We start from the raw sequence: 16,165 nt of genomic DNA, 5'->3' as shown, positions 1-16,165 counted from the left end.
ATTCCCCTCTTAATCTATTTTATAATGGGCAATTTGCTGTTTGTCTTTTTTTGTGCTCAGTGGTTATGTGCTTAGTGGTTATGTGCTTAGTATCGGGATGTTGGAAAAAGAATACGATAGTCAAACTTATCAAAATTTGCTGCATTCCAGCGCCATACGTAGATATATTCGGCTTGCCGTGCCAGCAGCGGTATCCGTATTTCTAGTTTACTTTGCCATAATTTCATTCATTTTACCTTTTTAAATACGTTCTCAGCATTCCTGTTCAGTAAAATAATATCTTATTTCAGCTATAATGTTGCTTATGCTCTCACGTTTATGGTGTCTATGGTACCTTTGTTTGTATTGTCGCACTACTTATATGAAGTATATTGATCAAGGTGCACTAAAGCTGGCTCGGCAGGTTGAAAGCAAGATGACAGGCTAATGCTGATTGAATCCAGCGGGTTAACCCTAAATACAACTTGTTGCTTGAATCTGTGAATCGCTAGGCTTGCTCCTACAGTTACTGGAGGTTATATAATGGGGCAAGAGAGGAGGAAGTGACGATGGACGCGACCTATTATTCCGTCGGAAAATTTGCCGAGCTAAGCGGCATTCCGATACGCACACTTCATTATTATGAAGAAGTAGGACTGCTGAATCCGCGCCGTCAGGATAATGGACATCGTATTTATGGTTCAGCTGATTTAATCACCTTGCAGAAAATTATCGGCTTGAAGTCGCTGGGCTTTTCTTTGGAGCGTATTCGCCAGTTCATTCATCAGCGGGAACCGGAGATGAACTTCGCCAATGCCCTGCATATGCAGCAGCAAGCCCTGCAAGCCGCCCGCATTGAACTGGACAAGTCACTGGAAATCATCGAGCGACTGCAAGCCATCCTCCAACATGAGGGAGAACTGGAGCATGACATGATGTTTCTGCTGATCCGCAACATGCTAAGGGAGGACAAGCAGCGCAGCTGGGCGGCGGAGCATTTGTCGGAGCACACGGTCGCCAACTTGTTCGATATCTCCCGGAATACCGCCGTTGAACGGGATCGGGATATGCTCGACTTTGCCGAAGCCGTCAGACATCTATCGACCGGTGAACCCGATACTTCGAAGGTCGAAGAAATGCTCGGCTTCTATATGCAACGAATCCTCCACTTTCTGGATGACAAAGCGATTGCCAGCTTTGCCCGGATTCCGGAGGAACAACATGATCAATTGGACAGGCTGGTCGATATGCCCTTCAACGAACGGGAAATCGCCTGGCTGAATGAGGCGTTAGCACACTATGCAAGCAAATTTGGCCTGCCTGGAATCGATAGGTAGTAGAACATAGAACAGCACAAACACCAATGAATGCAGGAGTGTCACCTGCTTTTTTTTGCAAAAGCTATTGAAGAATTAAGGAGGAACAAACATGCCAGGAAAATTGGAGGAGCGATCAGCACAATTAGCTGCGCTCATGCAGCAGATTAGAGAACAGGAAAGCTTTAATGGTGTAATCCTGGTTGCCGAGCAGGGAGAGCCTTTGCTTTATGAAGCCGTGGGTTTCGCAGAACTGAGCCAGGGGCAGGAACCGGCGCGTATGCTTACGACAGAGTCGATGTTCGAGTTAGCCTCGGGCTCCAAGCCGATTACGGCGCTAGGCATCATACGCTTGCAGCAATTGAGGCATCTGAAGTGGGATGATCCCGTGTCCAGATGGCTGCCCGAATTGCCTTATCCGGGCATTACCGTCCGACATTTATTGAACCATACCTCCGGGCTGCCGGATTACATTGCGCTATTTAGCGAGAAATGGGATCATGCACAGATCGCTGTCAATCAGGATGTCCTGGACATGCTCGCCGCTCATCGCCCTGCTCCACTGTTTGCGCCTAATGATCATTGGATGTATAGCAATACGGGCTATATTATGCTTGCTCTTCTGATTGAACGAATCAGCGGCCAATCCTATGCGGACTTTCTGTCCGAGCAGATTTTTCAACCGCTAGGCATGGCACGAACGCGCGTCTATAATCGTCGTCTTCATCCTGGAGCTGTTCCGGCGGACTATGCCTGGGGCTACGTCTACCGACTGGAGCATCATGGATACGTGCTGCCGGACATTGTTCCGGAAATGAATTATGTCTACTACCTGGACGGCCTGCAAGGAGACGGCATGGTGAATAGCACCGCGATGGACCTGCTTCGCCTGGATCGTGCGCTGTATGACGACAAGTTTATTCCGCCGCAGCTGCGCGAAGTCATGTTCACCCCTGTGACACTCCATAACGGAGAGACGTTCGACTACGGATTCGGCTGGCTGATCGAGCAGCATCCGCAGTTAGGCCGAGCGGTAAGCCATAGCGGTGGCTGGCCGGGATATGCTACGTTTGTGAAACGCTATATCGAGCGGGATTTGACACTCATCCTTCTGCAAAATGGAGAACGGGATTACAACTATACCCAGCAGTTGATCCGGAGTGTGGAACAAGCACTCGCCGGCGAGCAAATGGACATGCCGCAGTCAACAGCTCCACGCACCTTAATTTCACTGTCTGCCGAGGATTATGAGCCGCTTCTTGGCGAGTACCTGTTCAAAGAACAGGAGCAATCGCTGCAGGCAAAGGTCTATGTGAAAGAGAGTCAGCTCTGTATGCGACTTGACAACGGGATGGTATTTGTATTGCTGCCCCTCAGCCCTACACGCTTCTACGAGCAGCAAACCGCAACTGAGCTGGAATTCGACGAGTTCAAGGCGGGCAAGAGCTCCCGGTTGATCTGGTATGATCCCGAAAGCGATAGCGTGGCAGAACGCATTTAGTCGCGATTGCAGCACTCACGCAAGGCCTGGGTAGGAGGAATACGAACCAGGCCTTTACATAAGCTTGAAATGCAGACTGTGCATCATATGATGTACAGTCTATGTCAGAACTTCTCCACTGCGAGCATCAATGATATATGGGCAATCGATCATGTACATCAATTGATAGCTCCCCTTCTGCGAATGCCAGACGTAATAAGGCTTGGATACCACGGAGTCAGCAATTTGTTGAAATGCCTGCTCCTGATCTAGGACATCCGGGACTTTCTTGGGCAAATCCCCAATGCTCATATCGCTGATGATGTTGAAGCTTTCCCGATCTACCATTACCTTAACTGGAAATGCAGCCGTATATCCTGCATCGCAACGCTCCACGATGGCTACAAGCATTCCGCTCTTACGCAAAACCCGATGAATTCTCCATTGCCCCGATTCCTCGGGATAGGTTCTGCGGCCCCATCCACATACAGCCTCATAGACCCGTTCAAGCTCCTCACTGCTGATAGGAACAGCGTCGGGATGCACGGCGTCCCAGTCAATCACCCCATCATAGCATTCACTGAATGACACATGCTGTACGATACGTTTTCCTATCTTACCTGGCGAGTGGATCGTCTCCGGCTCCTGTAGCCGCGCAAAATTTTTGGCAAAGATTATCAATATTTTTGGCAAAAATAACATGCTGTCTATGCGTTAATCTTGATTAGCCAAGATATCATTCTTTAGAGCTGTTTTCATGAATATTGGGAAAGATTTTGCAACGTCATTATGATTCTTATAACTTTGGATGTCCTCGATCAAAGTGTATCCTTTATTATTAATATCCTTTATCAGATCGAGCACATGCTCTTGATATGTATATCGGTCATTCACAGAATAGTGCAAATAAATCTTTGTTTTTGTATTTCCCTCAGAAATAGCCTGTGGTAATAATGTGTTCAGGAAATTAATGCTTACTTCTTTTGTATCTCCCATGATGCCTTTAAGAATTTTGCTGTGCCAATCGGCTTTTAAATAGCTTCCTATGTAATATTGTGGGGCACCAGCAATAATGTAATCAGCTTCATGCTTAGTTCCAAAATATAAAGCAGAAGTCCCGCCTTTGCTGCTTCCTAGAAATACGGTTTTTGTTATCCCGTATTTCTTTTTGATTATTTCAATTAATTCATCTACAGATTTTTCTACATAAAAATCGTTGTTCTCACCTAAATAGTATGTCCCTCTATTACCATATCCAAAGTTGTCGAGGATAAATAATTTGTTGGTTCTAATGTTATTTAAACTCCTAATGTAGTTATATTTTGGTCGTTCATTTTCACCTGAAAACCCGCTAAATATGACAATCAAAACACTTGATTTTGCCTTCGAAAATAAATAACGCAATGTACGGTTACCGTTTTTATATTTTTTTTCATTAAATCTAATAATCGACTTAAGGACAACTGATTTTACTGATTTTTTTATATTCATAAAGAACCTTCTCTCTTCAACTAAGAATATACCTTCTCTAAAAGTATATCTTAATTAAAGAGAGAAGATAATGGTAGTTATTGATTATCTATTGTTGTGTAATCAATTGAGAAACTAAATTCTCCATGTACGTCTTTTGGGCCATTGAAACAACAAACCTATTTTCGTACTTTGCGGGAGAACTAGTCGTTTCAGGCAAAACTTCAATAGGTAAGAATGATAGGCTCATTCTTATAGTGAAATTTTCATGTAAAAAGTCACTATCCCCATCAATGATTCTAATTTGTTTTGTGTTTTCCTCATTCCCAAACAAACTTTCTAATTGCGCAAAATCGGTGTTATTGGGGTCGAAATGAAATTCGTAAATCTCTCTATTGGCATTTTGATAATAACCTTGCTTCCCATTAACCGTAATACATGGCAGCTCAACACCATTGTTAAACTTAACATTCATTTTCCATTTCTCCTTTTCATATTATTCGAGCCATAAATTAAATGTTGTGGTTTTAATGTTCGGGACATTAGCCCCTCCACCAATTCGGATATGTACCCGAATATAGTGATATCCTGTTAAATTCGATACATCAACTTCGGTTATTTCTCTTGAGAACGTCTTTGTTTTAAAAGCACTTGCATTTGATTCAGTATAACTCCCTGTCTTATTGGTACTTGCGATAACATAACTCCAAAAGTTGTCTGAAAAATTATCTACACTTTGCCAATCTATACATACTTTGCTGAAAGGGCCTAAGTCTATGGGTACATCCGTTACATAAGATGCTTCTGTTACAGAACCAACATTTCCAGTGAGTTTAACATCAATACTTCCGGAGTTTTTAGAGATCGTACCGTATGTTGTATGATAACCGGCAACCAAAGTGATATTTTCAACGCCTGCTTTATAAATATCGAGGAGGATAGACCAAAAATTACGTATGACCCCATCAACGTTTGACTGACCTTTTTTTGCATCACGGATCACTCCGCCAATGCTTGTCTGTACTTTTTTTACTGAAGTAATTACCCCGTTATAGTTAAAGCGGATCGGCAATTTTATGCACCTCGCTCTCCTTAATATATGAACCCAATTTCGCCATTGCCGAGTTCAGATGAAGTAAAATCCGTAGCAGATTTTAGAGCAGTATTCCTAGGTCGTTTTGTTGTATAGTCTGTTCCAGGACCTGTTTTACTTGCATTCCAGGCCGCATCTGCTTTATCATAAGCAGCTTTCACCGCACTTGGAGTCGCAGCCTGATCGGTAGCTGTACTACTGGTTGACGTGTTAAGTTGTGTAACGCCTCGCGCTTGCGTGGTTGCAGAAGGCAAGTCGGATGCTGTATGTGTATGAGACTTTTTCGCCGCATTTAAATCGGTATAAGCTTTTGCATTTGATTCCGAAGCATCCCAAGCTGTTCGTTCCGCTGCCGTAATATGAATCTGAGAGTTATTAGCATGATTTTGGAACTCCACGCTCGATACAATGCCGTTCTGGGTGGGGTTGGTACGAATACTTTCAATCTGTGTTTGCAGCTCTTGATCGTTTTCATAAAGCGTATCGATCGGATTATTAAGTACGTCCGCATGGCCCTGATCCGTAACGGTAAAACGTCTCGGTGGTTTTATTGGCATTTCATTTCGCCCCCTTAATAGATGTCATCTACCTCAAATATAAATTCCATATCCCCATCTTTAAGCTTGTTCCCCATGGTTCGTAGGGCCGTGAATTTACCTTCCGTATCCACCAACGCCAACTCATTTATGATCTGTCCGGTAAGCTCATTTTCCGCTAACGGGCAGCGGTAACGTATCGTAGCAGGAGCAATGAATTCATAGCTGTCGATATCCTTTCGCAGCAACTCATTGCGAAGCGTTTCTTCAGTTCCATCCACTGGCAAAGGATTACCCGAGGAATCAACGCCACCATTTCCGAACGCCATTTGTACCACCTTGGTTAGGCTACCACCTTCAGCCCGAGCACGCGCTACTTGTGCACGCGCATAAGCTGTTGTAACCGTCAATACCTGTTCTGCCATATTAACCTCCTAAATATTTACGATTGTCTCCGAAGAACTCAATAGCCGCGATCCGTCCAAGGGGACGGAACCGTCAAGTACCCAGTAGTTGTGCCGCTGTCGAATAACGGCATCTTGGCTGGCTTCATTTCTGTTTTTACTCCGGATGACCATCTGATTATTGAAACGTGGTCGGTTCCCGGCCCACCCTGACAAAGAGGGATGACCATTAAGGAGTTGAACACCGTCCAAGTACCATGGATATCCTCCGAAAAAATTCACTCGCGTCCGAAGTCGAAGCAAAGTGTCTAACTGACTCTTGTTATGAAAATCAAACCTTATCCCATAATTCGGCTTTGAACGAGCTGGTTTGATCTTCATTACTTCAGCATTGATAACAGAAAGACTATTAACTCCTGGTGGTGTCTTGCTGCCAAGGTAGATGATGAACTCAGCCCAGCGATCCGGATCATATAGATAATAGGGTTCGATGTAAGACTGATCGTATCCAAGAGCCTTCAATGCGGTCAGAATGCCATTCTTCGTCCCGGCTTGTTCGGCGATGACGTTTTTCATGAGCAGCCGCATTCTGTAGCTTTCAATATCCTCACCCTTTAGTCGGGGCATGTCCCGTTCGCGGCCATGTTCTTCGAGAATCCGCTCACTGGCCGAAATAATCATGGACTCCTCGCGCACCCGGAAAATGTCCTGCTTGGTCTGGTCGAACAGCTTACTGATCACCTTGAAAAAGATGTAGAACTGGTTGTTTTTCTTGATGACCTTTTTCAGGGGGCCGAACAGGAGGTAGTACATATAATCGACGAACTTCTCGAACATGGCCATTACCCCCTCAAAATAGTGATGCTGACCGATCCAAGCACAATCACCTTGTTATTGTCCAGGACAACGTCCTGCGGCGGATTAGTGACCTTGACGTTCTTGCTTATGCTGATTCCGGAGCGGATCGCATAGATAATGTCTGCGTGGTTCAGCACGTTCAGGTCTCGGCCTTTCTTGATGCGCAACAGTTCTGTCAGGATGGCCGTGGCCTTCGTTTCGATGCCATCCTCCGAGGCATCCACTGGAATCCAGACCGTGACAGCGATGTCCTGCGTGACGGTTTCGGAGGGCTTAGCAAGAACATTATCGTCCGGTCCTTTAATGGAATCAGCTGCAGCCTGAACTTGGGCGAGCAAACCTTCGCTCGGTGTTCCGGCGGTGCCGGTGACGATAATATCAACGGTTCCTTGGCCGCGAGGATGAAGGTCGTCCACTTGAACAAAGAGAACGCCAGGGATCGCCTCACAAACCGATTTGTATTTCGCTGCAATAGGGAGAGTCGAAAGCTCTGACCAGCTGTTCAAAGTGCGCGCCCGAAGGCTTTCAATGTCCTCCAAGTCGCTACCCTCGCGAGAGATCCAATCGGCTTCATTCATGATTTCGTCGATCCCTTCAATATGCGTCAGGGAGCGCCGGATCTGACCCGGCGGCACGTTGTAGGCCGAGCCCACTTTCTCAGCTTCCACCGGCACGCGATAGGTGAGGGCATCCGCTGGCATCGTGACGTTCTCCAGGACAACGAATCGAAGCTCCTCGCCCATGATGTCCGCTTCGGTTTTGAAAATATCGCCCTTGGCTATCCGGATCGCTTCACCGGCTGCCGCACGCTTCAGCGTAACATTACCCCTGGTCTTCACCGGCTGCTTGCGCTTCTTGGAGAAGTCGGCAGCCTTCAGCTCCAGCCAATCGCCTTCAGCGTGAGAAACGAACATATTGTTTAAGACGTTGCGGAAGAGCGTGACCAGGTCGATCCGGATCTGAATGGCGATCATCATCAGCGTGTAGAATATGCCGCCAGGCGAGAAGTTCGTGATGCTGAAGCCTTCATCTTGTAACTCCTCCTGGAGAGAGCTTGCGAGCTCGTCTCGATCAGGAACGGGGAGGATCTGATTCATCACCTGATCGTCGATCATACGATTTTCACCTCAACTTTCACTCTGTCCAGCTCGATGTCGAGCTGATATTGCAGATCGTCGCCTTGGAACTTGAAGGATATCTGGACGCCGATCTTGTCGTCGGCAAATTGAACATTGGCCGCGATCGTCTCCGAGTTGATTTCCTCGCGTCTAGATAGCTTCAGCTGAACGCGCTGGGCGAGTTCAAGCCTGGTGAGCTCATCGTCCGTTGATTGGATAAAATCAAGCAGCGACCAGCCCCAAGTTTCGTCATAGAACAGCTCGCCTTCTTGGGTCATCGCCTCTAGTCGGATGTCCTGAAAGAAACAGTCCGGTCCGGAAACCACAAGCGCATCGCCATTGGCCGCAGGGGCGAGCTGCCAATCCTCGTTTAGCAGGATGTCTGTGTCGTTTAATCCAGCCATCAGCTCACCACCTTGCCGACGATGTAGGGATCGAGCTGGCCATACATTAGCAGGATGGCCACCGTGTCATCCACTTCAAAAGCTTGATCCGACTTCACGTTCGGGATCTCCGGGAATCGATCATCGACAGCGCCGGTATCGTCCAGAACTTTGAGATTATACTGGCCAGCGGCGGCGCGGGTAATCTTGGCCCGCATGGCTGCCGGATACAGAAGATGCGGATATTCGGTTTTCATGCGCTTGTCGATTGCCGCATTGGTCATTTCAACGATCGACATGGAAACCACCACCTAAAAATAGATTTTCGTCCGGATGAAGCCGGTGACCTCCGTGGTGAAAACCACCTTCTTCACCGCGAATTGGCCGGATACTTTCGGATGTGAGACATTGATTAAATGAGAGTGCCGCACAAATGGAGCGGCGACCGTTTCTAGCTGCCAAAGCCCTCCGAATTTTTCGAGGGAAACGATGTTCTCGGCATACTCGAATTCATAGATTTTGTCCTGCTCTGGCTGCTCGCCCCAGTAAAAGACCCCGGAAGAGAAGAAGAATGGCTCTTTGATCTTCCAGAGGGAATGAACGGTTTCGATGACCGAAATGACGTTCTTCCGAAAGATTGGCACGGAGGCTTTCTTTGCGTAAATCTTAGATGAGATCCTCGCTTCGCTGATTCCGGCCTTGCCCAGGCAAAAGGAAAGGATCTCCTGGGGCGTTGCATCAAGAAAGGTGTTCGTGATCAGCGTATCCTCCAACAAAACCATGGCGTCCTTCAGGATGATCTCGTCCTGGTTGCTGCCGCCGGAATACGGGCTGACAACGAATCCCTGGAACACTTCGTCCAGATTGCCGTTATATCCGATCTTAACGACAGCGGCGTCCCTTTTGGCAACGGAAATCTGCTCCTGGAACCGGTCAGTAAATCGGACCTTACCCCAATCAAAATAAGAGTCTGCCGAAGAGTACACTTCGATCTCAATCCCTTGCGAAAGTCCATAGGGGCCAAGCTCGACGTTGATTTCCGGATAGAACAGATCATCATCCATGGCAATCGCTCCTTTACATCGGCATCCGCAGGATTCCGTTTTTGTAGACCGAGGTGTTCTTGTTATCGACGGCAGCCGTTTTGGATGTCTTATTCGTCGTCTTCGGAGCCGCACCGCGATCGCTGGTCAAATAACTCTTGTAATCGGCACTCAGTGTTGAGCTGGGCTTGGCGGCTGCTTTGGCGGTCGTCTTTTTGCTTGAGCTCTTGGAGCTGCCTTTTTTGGTGGCCGTAATCTTCGTGGCTACGTATTGCCAGAGCTCAATAGTCACCGCGATCGACGAGGTATTGTTTTGCTCACGCGAGGCTAAGGACTTGAATATGACTTTATTGATCCCCCGAACGGATGAGTGCGAGCTGACGAACGTATGCACTTCCGGCTTTGTCTGGCCAGGCTTCTGAAAGAGCTTCTGGATGATCTCCAGCCGCCGAAGCTTAGTCATGTTTGGGCTGTCCTCCAGGATTAACTCCAAGGTGATTTTGCCATCCTCGTAACCGGTGGCTTGTTTGGGCTTGGCCGTTTTGCCTTGGACTTCTTGCTCCTCGACCGTGGCCTCGCCTTTGATTTCGATGCTTTTGAAAAGGCCGGGGAGGACAACGCCTCCAACCTTCACGCCGGTATCATCGACATAGATCATGGGTGTCCTCCTATCCAGCCGGGGCCGGTGTCGGCCCGTTGCCATTGTTGTAATCTTCGATTTCCTTCAGCAATGCGAACAGCAGCGGCAAGTCTTTTATCTTGCTGATGTCCGGATTGATATTCAGGGTATGGATGTACAACCCCGTTTCTTTCTCGGTCGTTGTATTGTTGCTTTCCGATTTCTCGGTAAAGGCCTCGCGCAAGTTGATTTTTTTGACTTCGCCATCGCGGCCAAGTCCCATTTGTCCAAAGGCCTTGTCCGTCATTTCAGCCGGAATATCCTGGCTTTGCTCCATGCCGGTTCCGATCGTTTCGAATACTCGGCGTCCGGAAAGGGTCAACTGCGAGAGCGGTCCGGTGTGCGCATCGGAGAATGGGAGCAGCTCGCGGACTTTAGCCAAGCCGTTTTTGACCATTTCCACCGGCTTGTTAATTACGCTCTTGATCCCGTCCGTAAAGGTGGTGATCACCTTGGAGCCGGACTCGCGGAACCAGGTTAATGCGCCGGTTATAATGTCCTTGGCTTTCTGAATGCCACTTCTGAAAAGTTCAGTGACCCCATTCCACAAATTCACAAAGAAGGCCTTAATACTTCCCCAATTGTTTATTATCAACATTGGAATGCCTATGAACGGCAGGAAGGCGGCGATGGCCACCTGAAGCCATACCGGCATCCCGGCAAACAAGTTCTTGATCCAGTTGAACCCGGCGACGATGCCATTAATCGCTGAGTTCCAAGCGCTCTTGATCCAGCTCGTGACCCGGTCCCAATTCGTCCATAACAGGATGATCGCCGCGATCAGGGCGACGATGCCGATAACGATCCATGTGACCGGATTGGCCAGCAGGGCAGCGGTGAATGACCATACCGAAGCGATCATTCCAGGCATTGCTCGGGCAGCGCTCAAAATGCCTTTGCCGAAAGCTCTTATGCCATCGCCAGCGTATAGAGCGACTATCCGCATTGTTAAAAAGAGGTCGCTCCCCATTTTTAAGACCTTGTAAAATCCGAGGAAAATGCTCACGCCTTTTGAAACGATAAGCCCGATGCCGCCAATAGTGGTTATGAGTGTTCCAGCAGCTGCAAGCAATGTACCGATAGTGATGATTGTCAGCATGATGTATTTGGTTAGCTGCTGATGACTATCGATCCAATTAGAAACCCTCGATACAACTTGCTCGCCTCGATCAATAAAGGCGTTGAATGTCGGGAGGAGCATATTCCCTACATCTTCGCCGACGTTATGGATTTTCTGCTGAAGCAAATCCCACCTATCCGGGCTGGTATCATTGATTGCATTAGCCATTTCCTTGACTTCGCTGATCCCTTTACCCATGGAGTCATACAGCGATAAAATGCCATCTTGAAGATCTCCCGTTTTGTTGTACATGAGATCCACCATGGCTACGGCTTCATCTGTACCGAACGCCTTCTGAATTTGCATCTTCTCGGCAGCGTCGAGGGTATCTCCAAATTTGCCCCTGAGCTTATCAAGGATCTGAGGCAAGGAAAGAAGCTGGTTATTCGCGTCCGTGAATTTAAGCTTTAAGGTATCCCCGGCCCTGGCCGCCGACTGCAAGAATGCCCGGTACTTCGTCCCGGCCTCGCTGCCGCTCATGGTTGCCTGAAGCATGCCAAGGATAGCGAATTGTTCTTCCATCGGGACTTTGGCCGAAGTCGCCGCAGCTCCCAAGGAGGAGATCGCTTGCGCCATTTGCGGACCGTCCGTCTTAAAGATGTTGGCCGCATGGCCAATACCAGCCGCAAACATCTCGCCAAAGTCGATATCACTCATATCTTTGTAGAAGCCTTTGTAAATCCCGTAGCCGGTCGCGAACAACGAGGTCATCTCTGCGATGGTAGCTTTCGTTCCTTTGGCCGTAATACCGGCCATTTCCGTATATTTCGCAACGGCTTCGTCATTCAGGGATGCGATCCCTGATTTGATGTCATAGGCAGCGGAGATAAATTGAGCTTTCGACGTTCCGGCCCAAGTGTCGGAGAAGTTCTCTGATGCCTGCTCTAGCGCCTGCAAGTCCTTAACCCCAACGGATTTCAGTTCGCCAAGCGCGCGCTGCGTTTCGAACGTTGCTTCGACAGGGGCGAGGGCTGTGTCCGTGATTTGCGCGCCGAGCCCGGTCATGACAAGTCCCGTTTTGGTCATACTGCCGAAGCTTTGATTTAGCCTATCAATCCGGCTAACCGAGCCGTCTACCGTGGAAGAGATCCGGCTCATAGGTCCGGTTAGCTGGTCGATCATGCCGACAATGACCGACAGCCTGAACACAGAATCGAGACTCATGTTATGGCCTACCTCCTTTCTTTTGTGATTATTTGTGATATATTGGAAACAACGATTCGTAAGGAGGAATACAAGTGACTGCGATTTGGTTCATGGTTCAAGTATTGTTTTTTGCACTCTGCGCTGGTGCGATTATATCGGTCCTCATCTTTGTCCCACTCGGAATTTACATAATCCCTTATGCTTTATGGATGGGAAACCAGCATACGTTGGGCCGACACCTTGACAAGAAAGATGAAAAGTTTTGGAAGATCGTGAAGCACGCGACCATACTTTATAAAAGCTGGATTCGCCGCCAGAAACCGTCCTTTTAAGGGCGGTTTTTTTAATCCCCGAATACCCTCACAATCGCCTTCGCCAAAATGATCTCTTCAACTTCCTGAACATACCTCGCCTGGGCGAGAGTATGAATGAACTCCTCCAGATCCATTTGCCCCGGTTCGGTCTTTAGAAGAGCAGGAGGCAAAAAGCGATAGATTTCCAGTGTTCCGGATTCTATAACGTTGCCTTTTACCTCCTGAAGGGCACTCTCTAAAGCTGCTTTAAATTTACGTCTTTGCTAAGCCCAAGCATGGCCAGCAGCTTCTCGCCGATCGCAAGCGAGAGCGCCGGATATTCTTCCAGATCCGCCTCAAGCTTCGCGGCCTGTTCTTCCACGATGTTATCCAGGATGAAGTTCTTCAGCGCTTTGGTCGGGCTTTGCGCCGTGCCTTTTACGTACCGGTCATAGCTGGCCGTGGCGGGGCGCTTGAAGCAATATTCCAGATCCACCGTAGTCGCGTCATCAGGTTCGATCGTTGCTTTGACCTGGTAGACCTTGCCGTACTTCGATTTATACTCCTCGACCTTGGACGCTTCTTTAGGATTGCTCATGGGTATCTCCTCCGAATTTGTCATTTTTTTTTGATAATTTGATAGGGAAGATGAAGTCTTTAAACCGGCTTGACTCCGTCCCGATCGATGCCGTTTACAATGAGCAAGTCGAGATCCACCTTCAGGGATTTGTCGCCTTGTGCATTCTTCTGATCGGCCTTCGTAATCGTCACGGTGTTAAGGACATCCGTTCTCGTCCTGCCGCCATCATTGGCGTAACTGACGACGATCTTGGGGATGACCAGCTTGTACAGAGGGACGCCTTGCGATTTGCAGTAGTCAATCAAATCGTCGAAGTCATCGCGAAGAAGGGACATCTTTCCTTCCGATTTGTAATTCCCTTCACCGTAGCCTCTCGGGCGCTGGCCACGACCATAGGCGACTTCTTTCTCCAGCTCGTCGTTGTAGCTGATTTCCTGGAGCTCAAGGTTCAGGCCGGGAACGGCCACCGTAACATCGCTCCAATCGTATACCTTGCCGTTAATAATCGACATGAATTAAGCGCCTCCTGTAAACGGATTTTCCATGCCAAGGTCGATATCGATTTCCCGAATCCGGCCAATGGGTACGAACCGAATGATCACCTTGAGCGTTTCGCTGACTAGAATATCCTGGTCTTCAGGAACGATGATCCGCCCGGAGGAGATCTCCTTGGCGCGGGCCATATCGTCGATCGGGGTTTCGATGAACTTAGCGATCGCTTCCAGACTGCCCTGGACATCCGACATATCCACCTGGCCTTGCAGCTGCTTCAGGGCTTCTTTCCGTGTCTCGCGGATCAGCTTGTTCTTAACCCGCACGTCCTCGGCGTACCGGTAGTCCGATCCATCCGGCGCCATCATTCGAGCGTTCGTGACATAGAAGCCTTCCAATCCTTCGTATTTCCGGAACGTGAGATACTTCTCGTCATCCAGCAGGCCGATGTAGTCTTCGATTCCTTCCGGCAGCAGCTTCAGCATTTTGGACTCCGTAACGCTGAAGGCTTTTGTCTCGCCAATAGATTGCTGCACACCAGCCAGCGAATACCAACCGCACACGATCCCGGCGTTGTTGATGTCCATCGTCCGTCCATCGGACTTGGTATACAAGCTGCGGGCGGCGATGACCTGAACGTCGGTATGACTCAAGCCCTTCCGTTCGTCCACAAGACGCTGATAGTACGCATCGACGGTTTCTCCCGCCTCTGGGCGCGGGGCTTCCAGCACGGCGAAGACTGGCTTTTTGTACGTATCTCGCAGGGTGGTCAGCTCCGTAGCCACCGCAAACCAAAGCGCTCGGGATGAATCTCCGACAATATGGATGAATTCAAAAGAGATCGAGGCGTTCCGAAGCGTGGCCAATGCATCAAGCATGTCCTGGTTGGACATTTGCGGTGCTTCGGATTTGACTCTAAACTCATCGCCAACCTGGAACGAATTCACCGGATCGGTGGCCGCCTCTGAGAATTTGAAGGTCAAGCCCGTCTCCGGGATCACCAGCTCGCCACTTAGCGGCACAGTCATTTCATCGCTGAAGGAGTATCCACCATCAACCGAATAGCGCAGGGCTGCCGCATTCAGGCCGCCGGATTCCGTTATTTTGACGATGATTTCATAGGCATCGTTGGGCTTCCCCGTAACCGTTACCTCGCCGGTTCCGGAGCCGGTCTTTTGTACCGCTTCGACCGTACCGTCCACGCTGGGCGTAACCGGGATACAATAGATCTTGCCCGATCCGTTATCGACACTGTCCAGGACAGCATCGGCAAGCGGGGAGAGGCCGAGCAGCTGTTTGATTTTAGCTGGGCTCATCGTACCGCTGATCGTGATCGGGGCGGTAGACTTCACAGGGGAGACGCCGATCTTTACGTGAACCCCCGTTCCGGATGCCGTCCCGACGCCCAGGCCTCCGTCGGTAATCGTTGTTTTGACGTCTCTAAGCATTCTTCTTCACCTTCCTTTTGACCATGACCGGACTCTCGCAAAAACGTTTGATGGCCGCTTCAAAATCGGCCTGGCTCACTTGCCGCCCAGGTTTCCAGTTTTCTGCGGCAAGAACGCCCTGATAGATGTTATCCGGCACGTTAAGGCTTTGCTTCAGCTCGCCAATTTCCAGAAGTTCAGGGGCCGGCCCCTGAGAAATTGATGCTTCTTTACTCGCTGCCATGTACATCCTCCTTTACTTGTTCAATGCTCTGCACGTTGTAATCCGTGACAGGAGCAAAGTCTGTGTCTTTATAAATGCCGCCGAGGAACTTCACCTTCAGTTGCACGGCGATTTTGGCGGCAATGATGCTGTCATCCTTATCAACCCAATCGGCTTCCTCGACTTCGATAGCCGTAAAGTTCCCGTCGATGTAAATACCGGCGTCCAGGGAGGCCATGAAGGAGCTGAAGATCCGATCGCATTTTTCCTGGTCGTACTCGCCGATCACAACCGTGATGGTTATTGTTCGGTCGTACAGCTTCCGGCGTTTGTGCTTGCTCCCATCTTCAGCGAAATAAACCTTCTTGGAGGAGGCTCGCGCAAAGGCGTCGCCTTCGGGGATGACAGCCCCGACGTGGCTGTCTCGGAATTCCTTCAGCGATTTCATGCTCGTCCGAATTTCCGACTTGATCCCGGCTTGTTTGAGTTTTGAAATTAGATACTCTTTGCACTCTGCGATCATGG

The 16,165-nt window shown here is 48.9% G+C and carries 21 protein-coding genes; 3 read left to right on the top strand and 18 right to left on the bottom strand.

Features of this window, described 5'->3' with window-relative positions; genetic code table 11:
• Positions 1-548: 548 nt before the first annotated feature.
• Both C557_RS0104955 and C557_RS0104950 read left to right on the top strand, forming a co-directional pair.
• Complete coding sequence (locus tag C557_RS0104955) at positions 549-1,316, top strand: MerR family transcriptional regulator (protein ID WP_018750727.1); 768 nt, start codon at positions 549-551, stop codon at positions 1,314-1,316.
• Between the two features lie 91 nt (positions 1,317-1,407).
• Positions 1,408-2,796, top strand: a complete 1,389-nt coding sequence (locus C557_RS0104950; protein ID WP_018750726.1) for a serine hydrolase domain-containing protein — start codon at positions 1,408-1,410, stop codon at positions 2,794-2,796.
• A 99-nt stretch (positions 2,797-2,895) separates the two neighbouring features.
• Here the strand turns inward: C557_RS0104950 and C557_RS0104945 are convergent, their stop codons facing one another.
• From C557_RS0104945 to C557_RS0104885, 13 genes are all read right to left on the bottom strand, one after another.
• Complete coding sequence (locus C557_RS0104945; protein ID WP_169338202.1) at positions 2,896-3,468, bottom strand: hypothetical protein; 573 nt, start codon at positions 3,466-3,468, stop codon at positions 2,896-2,898.
• 21 nt (positions 3,469-3,489) lie between these two features.
• Positions 3,490-4,266 (bottom strand): serine aminopeptidase domain-containing protein, encoded by a 777-nt coding sequence (locus tag C557_RS0104940; protein ID WP_018750724.1) that lies wholly within the window; start codon positions 4,264-4,266, stop codon positions 3,490-3,492.
• Positions 4,267-4,354: 88 nt separating this feature from the next.
• Positions 4,355-4,720 carry a hypothetical protein gene (locus tag C557_RS0104935; protein ID WP_018750723.1) on the bottom strand — a complete coding sequence of 122 codons (366 nt, stop codon included), beginning with the start codon at positions 4,718-4,720 and terminating at the stop codon, positions 4,355-4,357.
• A 21-nt stretch (positions 4,721-4,741) separates the two neighbouring features.
• Positions 4,742-5,317, bottom strand: coding sequence for a hypothetical protein (locus C557_RS0104930; protein WP_018750722.1), 576 nt, complete (start codon positions 5,315-5,317; stop codon positions 4,742-4,744).
• Between the two features lie 20 nt (positions 5,318-5,337).
• Positions 5,338-5,895 (bottom strand): tail fiber protein, encoded by a 558-nt coding sequence (locus tag C557_RS22965; RefSeq protein WP_018750721.1) that lies wholly within the window; start codon positions 5,893-5,895, stop codon positions 5,338-5,340.
• Between the two features lie 14 nt (positions 5,896-5,909).
• A complete protein-coding gene (locus tag C557_RS0104920) occupies positions 5,910-6,299 on the bottom strand; it encodes a phage tail-collar fiber domain-containing protein (RefSeq protein WP_018750720.1) in 390 nt (129 codons plus the stop codon).
• A gap of 9 nt (positions 6,300-6,308) precedes the next feature.
• Positions 6,309-7,115, bottom strand: coding sequence for a hypothetical protein (locus tag C557_RS24355; protein ID WP_018750719.1), 807 nt, complete (start codon positions 7,113-7,115; stop codon positions 6,309-6,311).
• Between the two features lie 5 nt (positions 7,116-7,120).
• Positions 7,121-8,251, bottom strand: a complete 1,131-nt coding sequence (locus C557_RS0104910) for a baseplate J/gp47 family protein (protein ID WP_018750718.1) — start codon at positions 8,249-8,251, stop codon at positions 7,121-7,123.
• Complete coding sequence (locus C557_RS0104905; protein WP_018750717.1) at positions 8,248-8,658, bottom strand: hypothetical protein; 411 nt, start codon at positions 8,656-8,658, stop codon at positions 8,248-8,250. Before C557_RS0104905 ends, C557_RS0104910 begins: the two co-directional genes overlap by 4 nt.
• Complete coding sequence (locus C557_RS0104900; protein WP_018750716.1) at positions 8,658-8,936, bottom strand: hypothetical protein; 279 nt, start codon at positions 8,934-8,936, stop codon at positions 8,658-8,660. Before C557_RS0104900 ends, C557_RS0104905 begins: the two co-directional genes overlap by 1 nt.
• A gap of 12 nt (positions 8,937-8,948) precedes the next feature.
• Complete coding sequence (locus C557_RS0104895) at positions 8,949-9,701, bottom strand: hypothetical protein (protein WP_018750715.1); 753 nt, start codon at positions 9,699-9,701, stop codon at positions 8,949-8,951.
• 13 nt (positions 9,702-9,714) lie between these two features.
• A complete protein-coding gene (locus C557_RS0104890; protein WP_018750714.1) occupies positions 9,715-10,338 on the bottom strand; it encodes a hypothetical protein in 624 nt (207 codons plus the stop codon).
• A gap of 10 nt (positions 10,339-10,348) precedes the next feature.
• The gene (locus tag C557_RS0104885; protein ID WP_018750713.1) at positions 10,349-12,643 is read right to left on the bottom strand and encodes a phage tail tape measure protein; all 2,295 of its coding nucleotides are present in this window, start codon (positions 12,641-12,643) and stop codon (positions 10,349-10,351) included.
• A gap of 74 nt (positions 12,644-12,717) precedes the next feature.
• Here C557_RS0104885 and C557_RS0104880 point away from each other — a divergent pair, with 74 nt between their 5' ends.
• A complete protein-coding gene (locus C557_RS0104880; protein ID WP_018750712.1) occupies positions 12,718-12,957 on the top strand; it encodes a hypothetical protein in 240 nt (79 codons plus the stop codon).
• 217 nt (positions 12,958-13,174) lie between these two features.
• On the opposite strand, the gene C557_RS0104870 is transcribed toward C557_RS0104880, so the two are convergent.
• From C557_RS0104870 to C557_RS0104850, 5 genes are read right to left on the bottom strand one after another with little or no spacing between them, the layout of a single operon-like run.
• The gene (locus C557_RS0104870) at positions 13,175-13,516 is read right to left on the bottom strand and encodes a DUF6848 family protein (protein WP_018750710.1); all 342 of its coding nucleotides are present in this window, start codon (positions 13,514-13,516) and stop codon (positions 13,175-13,177) included.
• A 59-nt stretch (positions 13,517-13,575) separates the two neighbouring features.
• A complete protein-coding gene (locus tag C557_RS0104865) occupies positions 13,576-14,010 on the bottom strand; it encodes a hypothetical protein (RefSeq protein ID WP_018750709.1) in 435 nt (144 codons plus the stop codon).
• 3 nt (positions 14,011-14,013) lie between these two features.
• Positions 14,014-15,438 carry a DUF2586 domain-containing protein gene (locus C557_RS0104860; protein WP_018750708.1) on the bottom strand — a complete coding sequence of 475 codons (1,425 nt, stop codon included), beginning with the start codon at positions 15,436-15,438 and terminating at the stop codon, positions 14,014-14,016.
• On the bottom strand, positions 15,431-15,661 hold the full coding sequence (locus C557_RS0104855) for a hypothetical protein (RefSeq protein WP_018750707.1): 231 nt from the start codon (positions 15,659-15,661) through the stop codon (positions 15,431-15,433). Before C557_RS0104855 ends, C557_RS0104860 begins: the two co-directional genes overlap by 8 nt.
• On the bottom strand, positions 15,648-16,163 hold the full coding sequence (locus C557_RS0104850) for a hypothetical protein (RefSeq protein ID WP_018750706.1): 516 nt from the start codon (positions 16,161-16,163) through the stop codon (positions 15,648-15,650). Before C557_RS0104850 ends, C557_RS0104855 begins: the two co-directional genes overlap by 14 nt.
• Positions 16,164-16,165: the final 2 nt, after the last annotated feature.

The organism is Paenibacillus sanguinis 2301083 = DSM 16941 (assembly GCF_000374825.1).
GTDB lineage: Bacteria > Bacillota > Bacilli > Paenibacillales > Paenibacillaceae > Fontibacillus > Fontibacillus sanguinis.
This window is presented reverse-complemented; position numbering and strand designations above follow the sequence as displayed.

Excerpts from the sequence above, each read along its gene's own strand:
- C557_RS0104955 (WP_018750727.1), top strand. The coding sequence starts at position 549 with ATGGACGCGACCTATTATTCCGTCGGAAAATTTGCCGAGCTAAGCGGC.
- C557_RS0104950 (WP_018750726.1), top strand. The coding sequence starts at position 1,408 with ATGCCAGGAAAATTGGAGGAGCGATCAGCACAATTAGCTGCGCTCATG.
- C557_RS0104940 (WP_018750724.1), bottom strand. The coding sequence starts at position 4,266 with ATGAATATAAAAAAATCAGTAAAATCAGTTGTCCTTAAGTCGATTATT.
- C557_RS0104935 (WP_018750723.1), bottom strand. The coding sequence starts at position 4,720 with ATGAATGTTAAGTTTAACAATGGTGTTGAGCTGCCATGTATTACGGTT.
- C557_RS22965 (WP_018750721.1), bottom strand. The coding sequence starts at position 5,895 with ATGCCAATAAAACCACCGAGACGTTTTACCGTTACGGATCAGGGCCAT.
- C557_RS0104920 (WP_018750720.1), bottom strand. The coding sequence starts at position 6,299 with ATGGCAGAACAGGTATTGACGGTTACAACAGCTTATGCGCGTGCACAA.
- C557_RS24355 (WP_018750719.1), bottom strand. The coding sequence starts at position 7,115 with ATGTTCGAGAAGTTCGTCGATTATATGTACTACCTCCTGTTCGGCCCC.
- C557_RS0104910 (WP_018750718.1), bottom strand. The coding sequence starts at position 8,251 with ATGATCGACGATCAGGTGATGAATCAGATCCTCCCCGTTCCTGATCGA.
- C557_RS0104905 (WP_018750717.1), bottom strand. The coding sequence starts at position 8,658 with ATGGCTGGATTAAACGACACAGACATCCTGCTAAACGAGGATTGGCAG.
- C557_RS0104900 (WP_018750716.1), bottom strand. The coding sequence starts at position 8,936 with ATGTCGATCGTTGAAATGACCAATGCGGCAATCGACAAGCGCATGAAA.
- C557_RS0104895 (WP_018750715.1), bottom strand. The coding sequence starts at position 9,701 with ATGGATGATGATCTGTTCTATCCGGAAATCAACGTCGAGCTTGGCCCC.
- C557_RS0104890 (WP_018750714.1), bottom strand. The coding sequence starts at position 10,338 with ATGATCTATGTCGATGATACCGGCGTGAAGGTTGGAGGCGTTGTCCTC.
- C557_RS0104885 (WP_018750713.1), bottom strand. The coding sequence starts at position 12,643 with ATGAGTCTCGATTCTGTGTTCAGGCTGTCGGTCATTGTCGGCATGATC.
- C557_RS0104870 (WP_018750710.1), bottom strand. The coding sequence starts at position 13,516 with ATGAGCAATCCTAAAGAAGCGTCCAAGGTCGAGGAGTATAAATCGAAG.
- C557_RS0104865 (WP_018750709.1), bottom strand. The coding sequence starts at position 14,010 with ATGTCGATTATTAACGGCAAGGTATACGATTGGAGCGATGTTACGGTG.
- C557_RS0104860 (WP_018750708.1), bottom strand. The coding sequence starts at position 15,438 with ATGCTTAGAGACGTCAAAACAACGATTACCGACGGAGGCCTGGGCGTC.
- C557_RS0104855 (WP_018750707.1), bottom strand. The coding sequence starts at position 15,661 with ATGGCAGCGAGTAAAGAAGCATCAATTTCTCAGGGGCCGGCCCCTGAA.
- C557_RS0104850 (WP_018750706.1), bottom strand. The coding sequence starts at position 16,163 with ATGATCGCAGAGTGCAAAGAGTATCTAATTTCAAAACTCAAACAAGCC.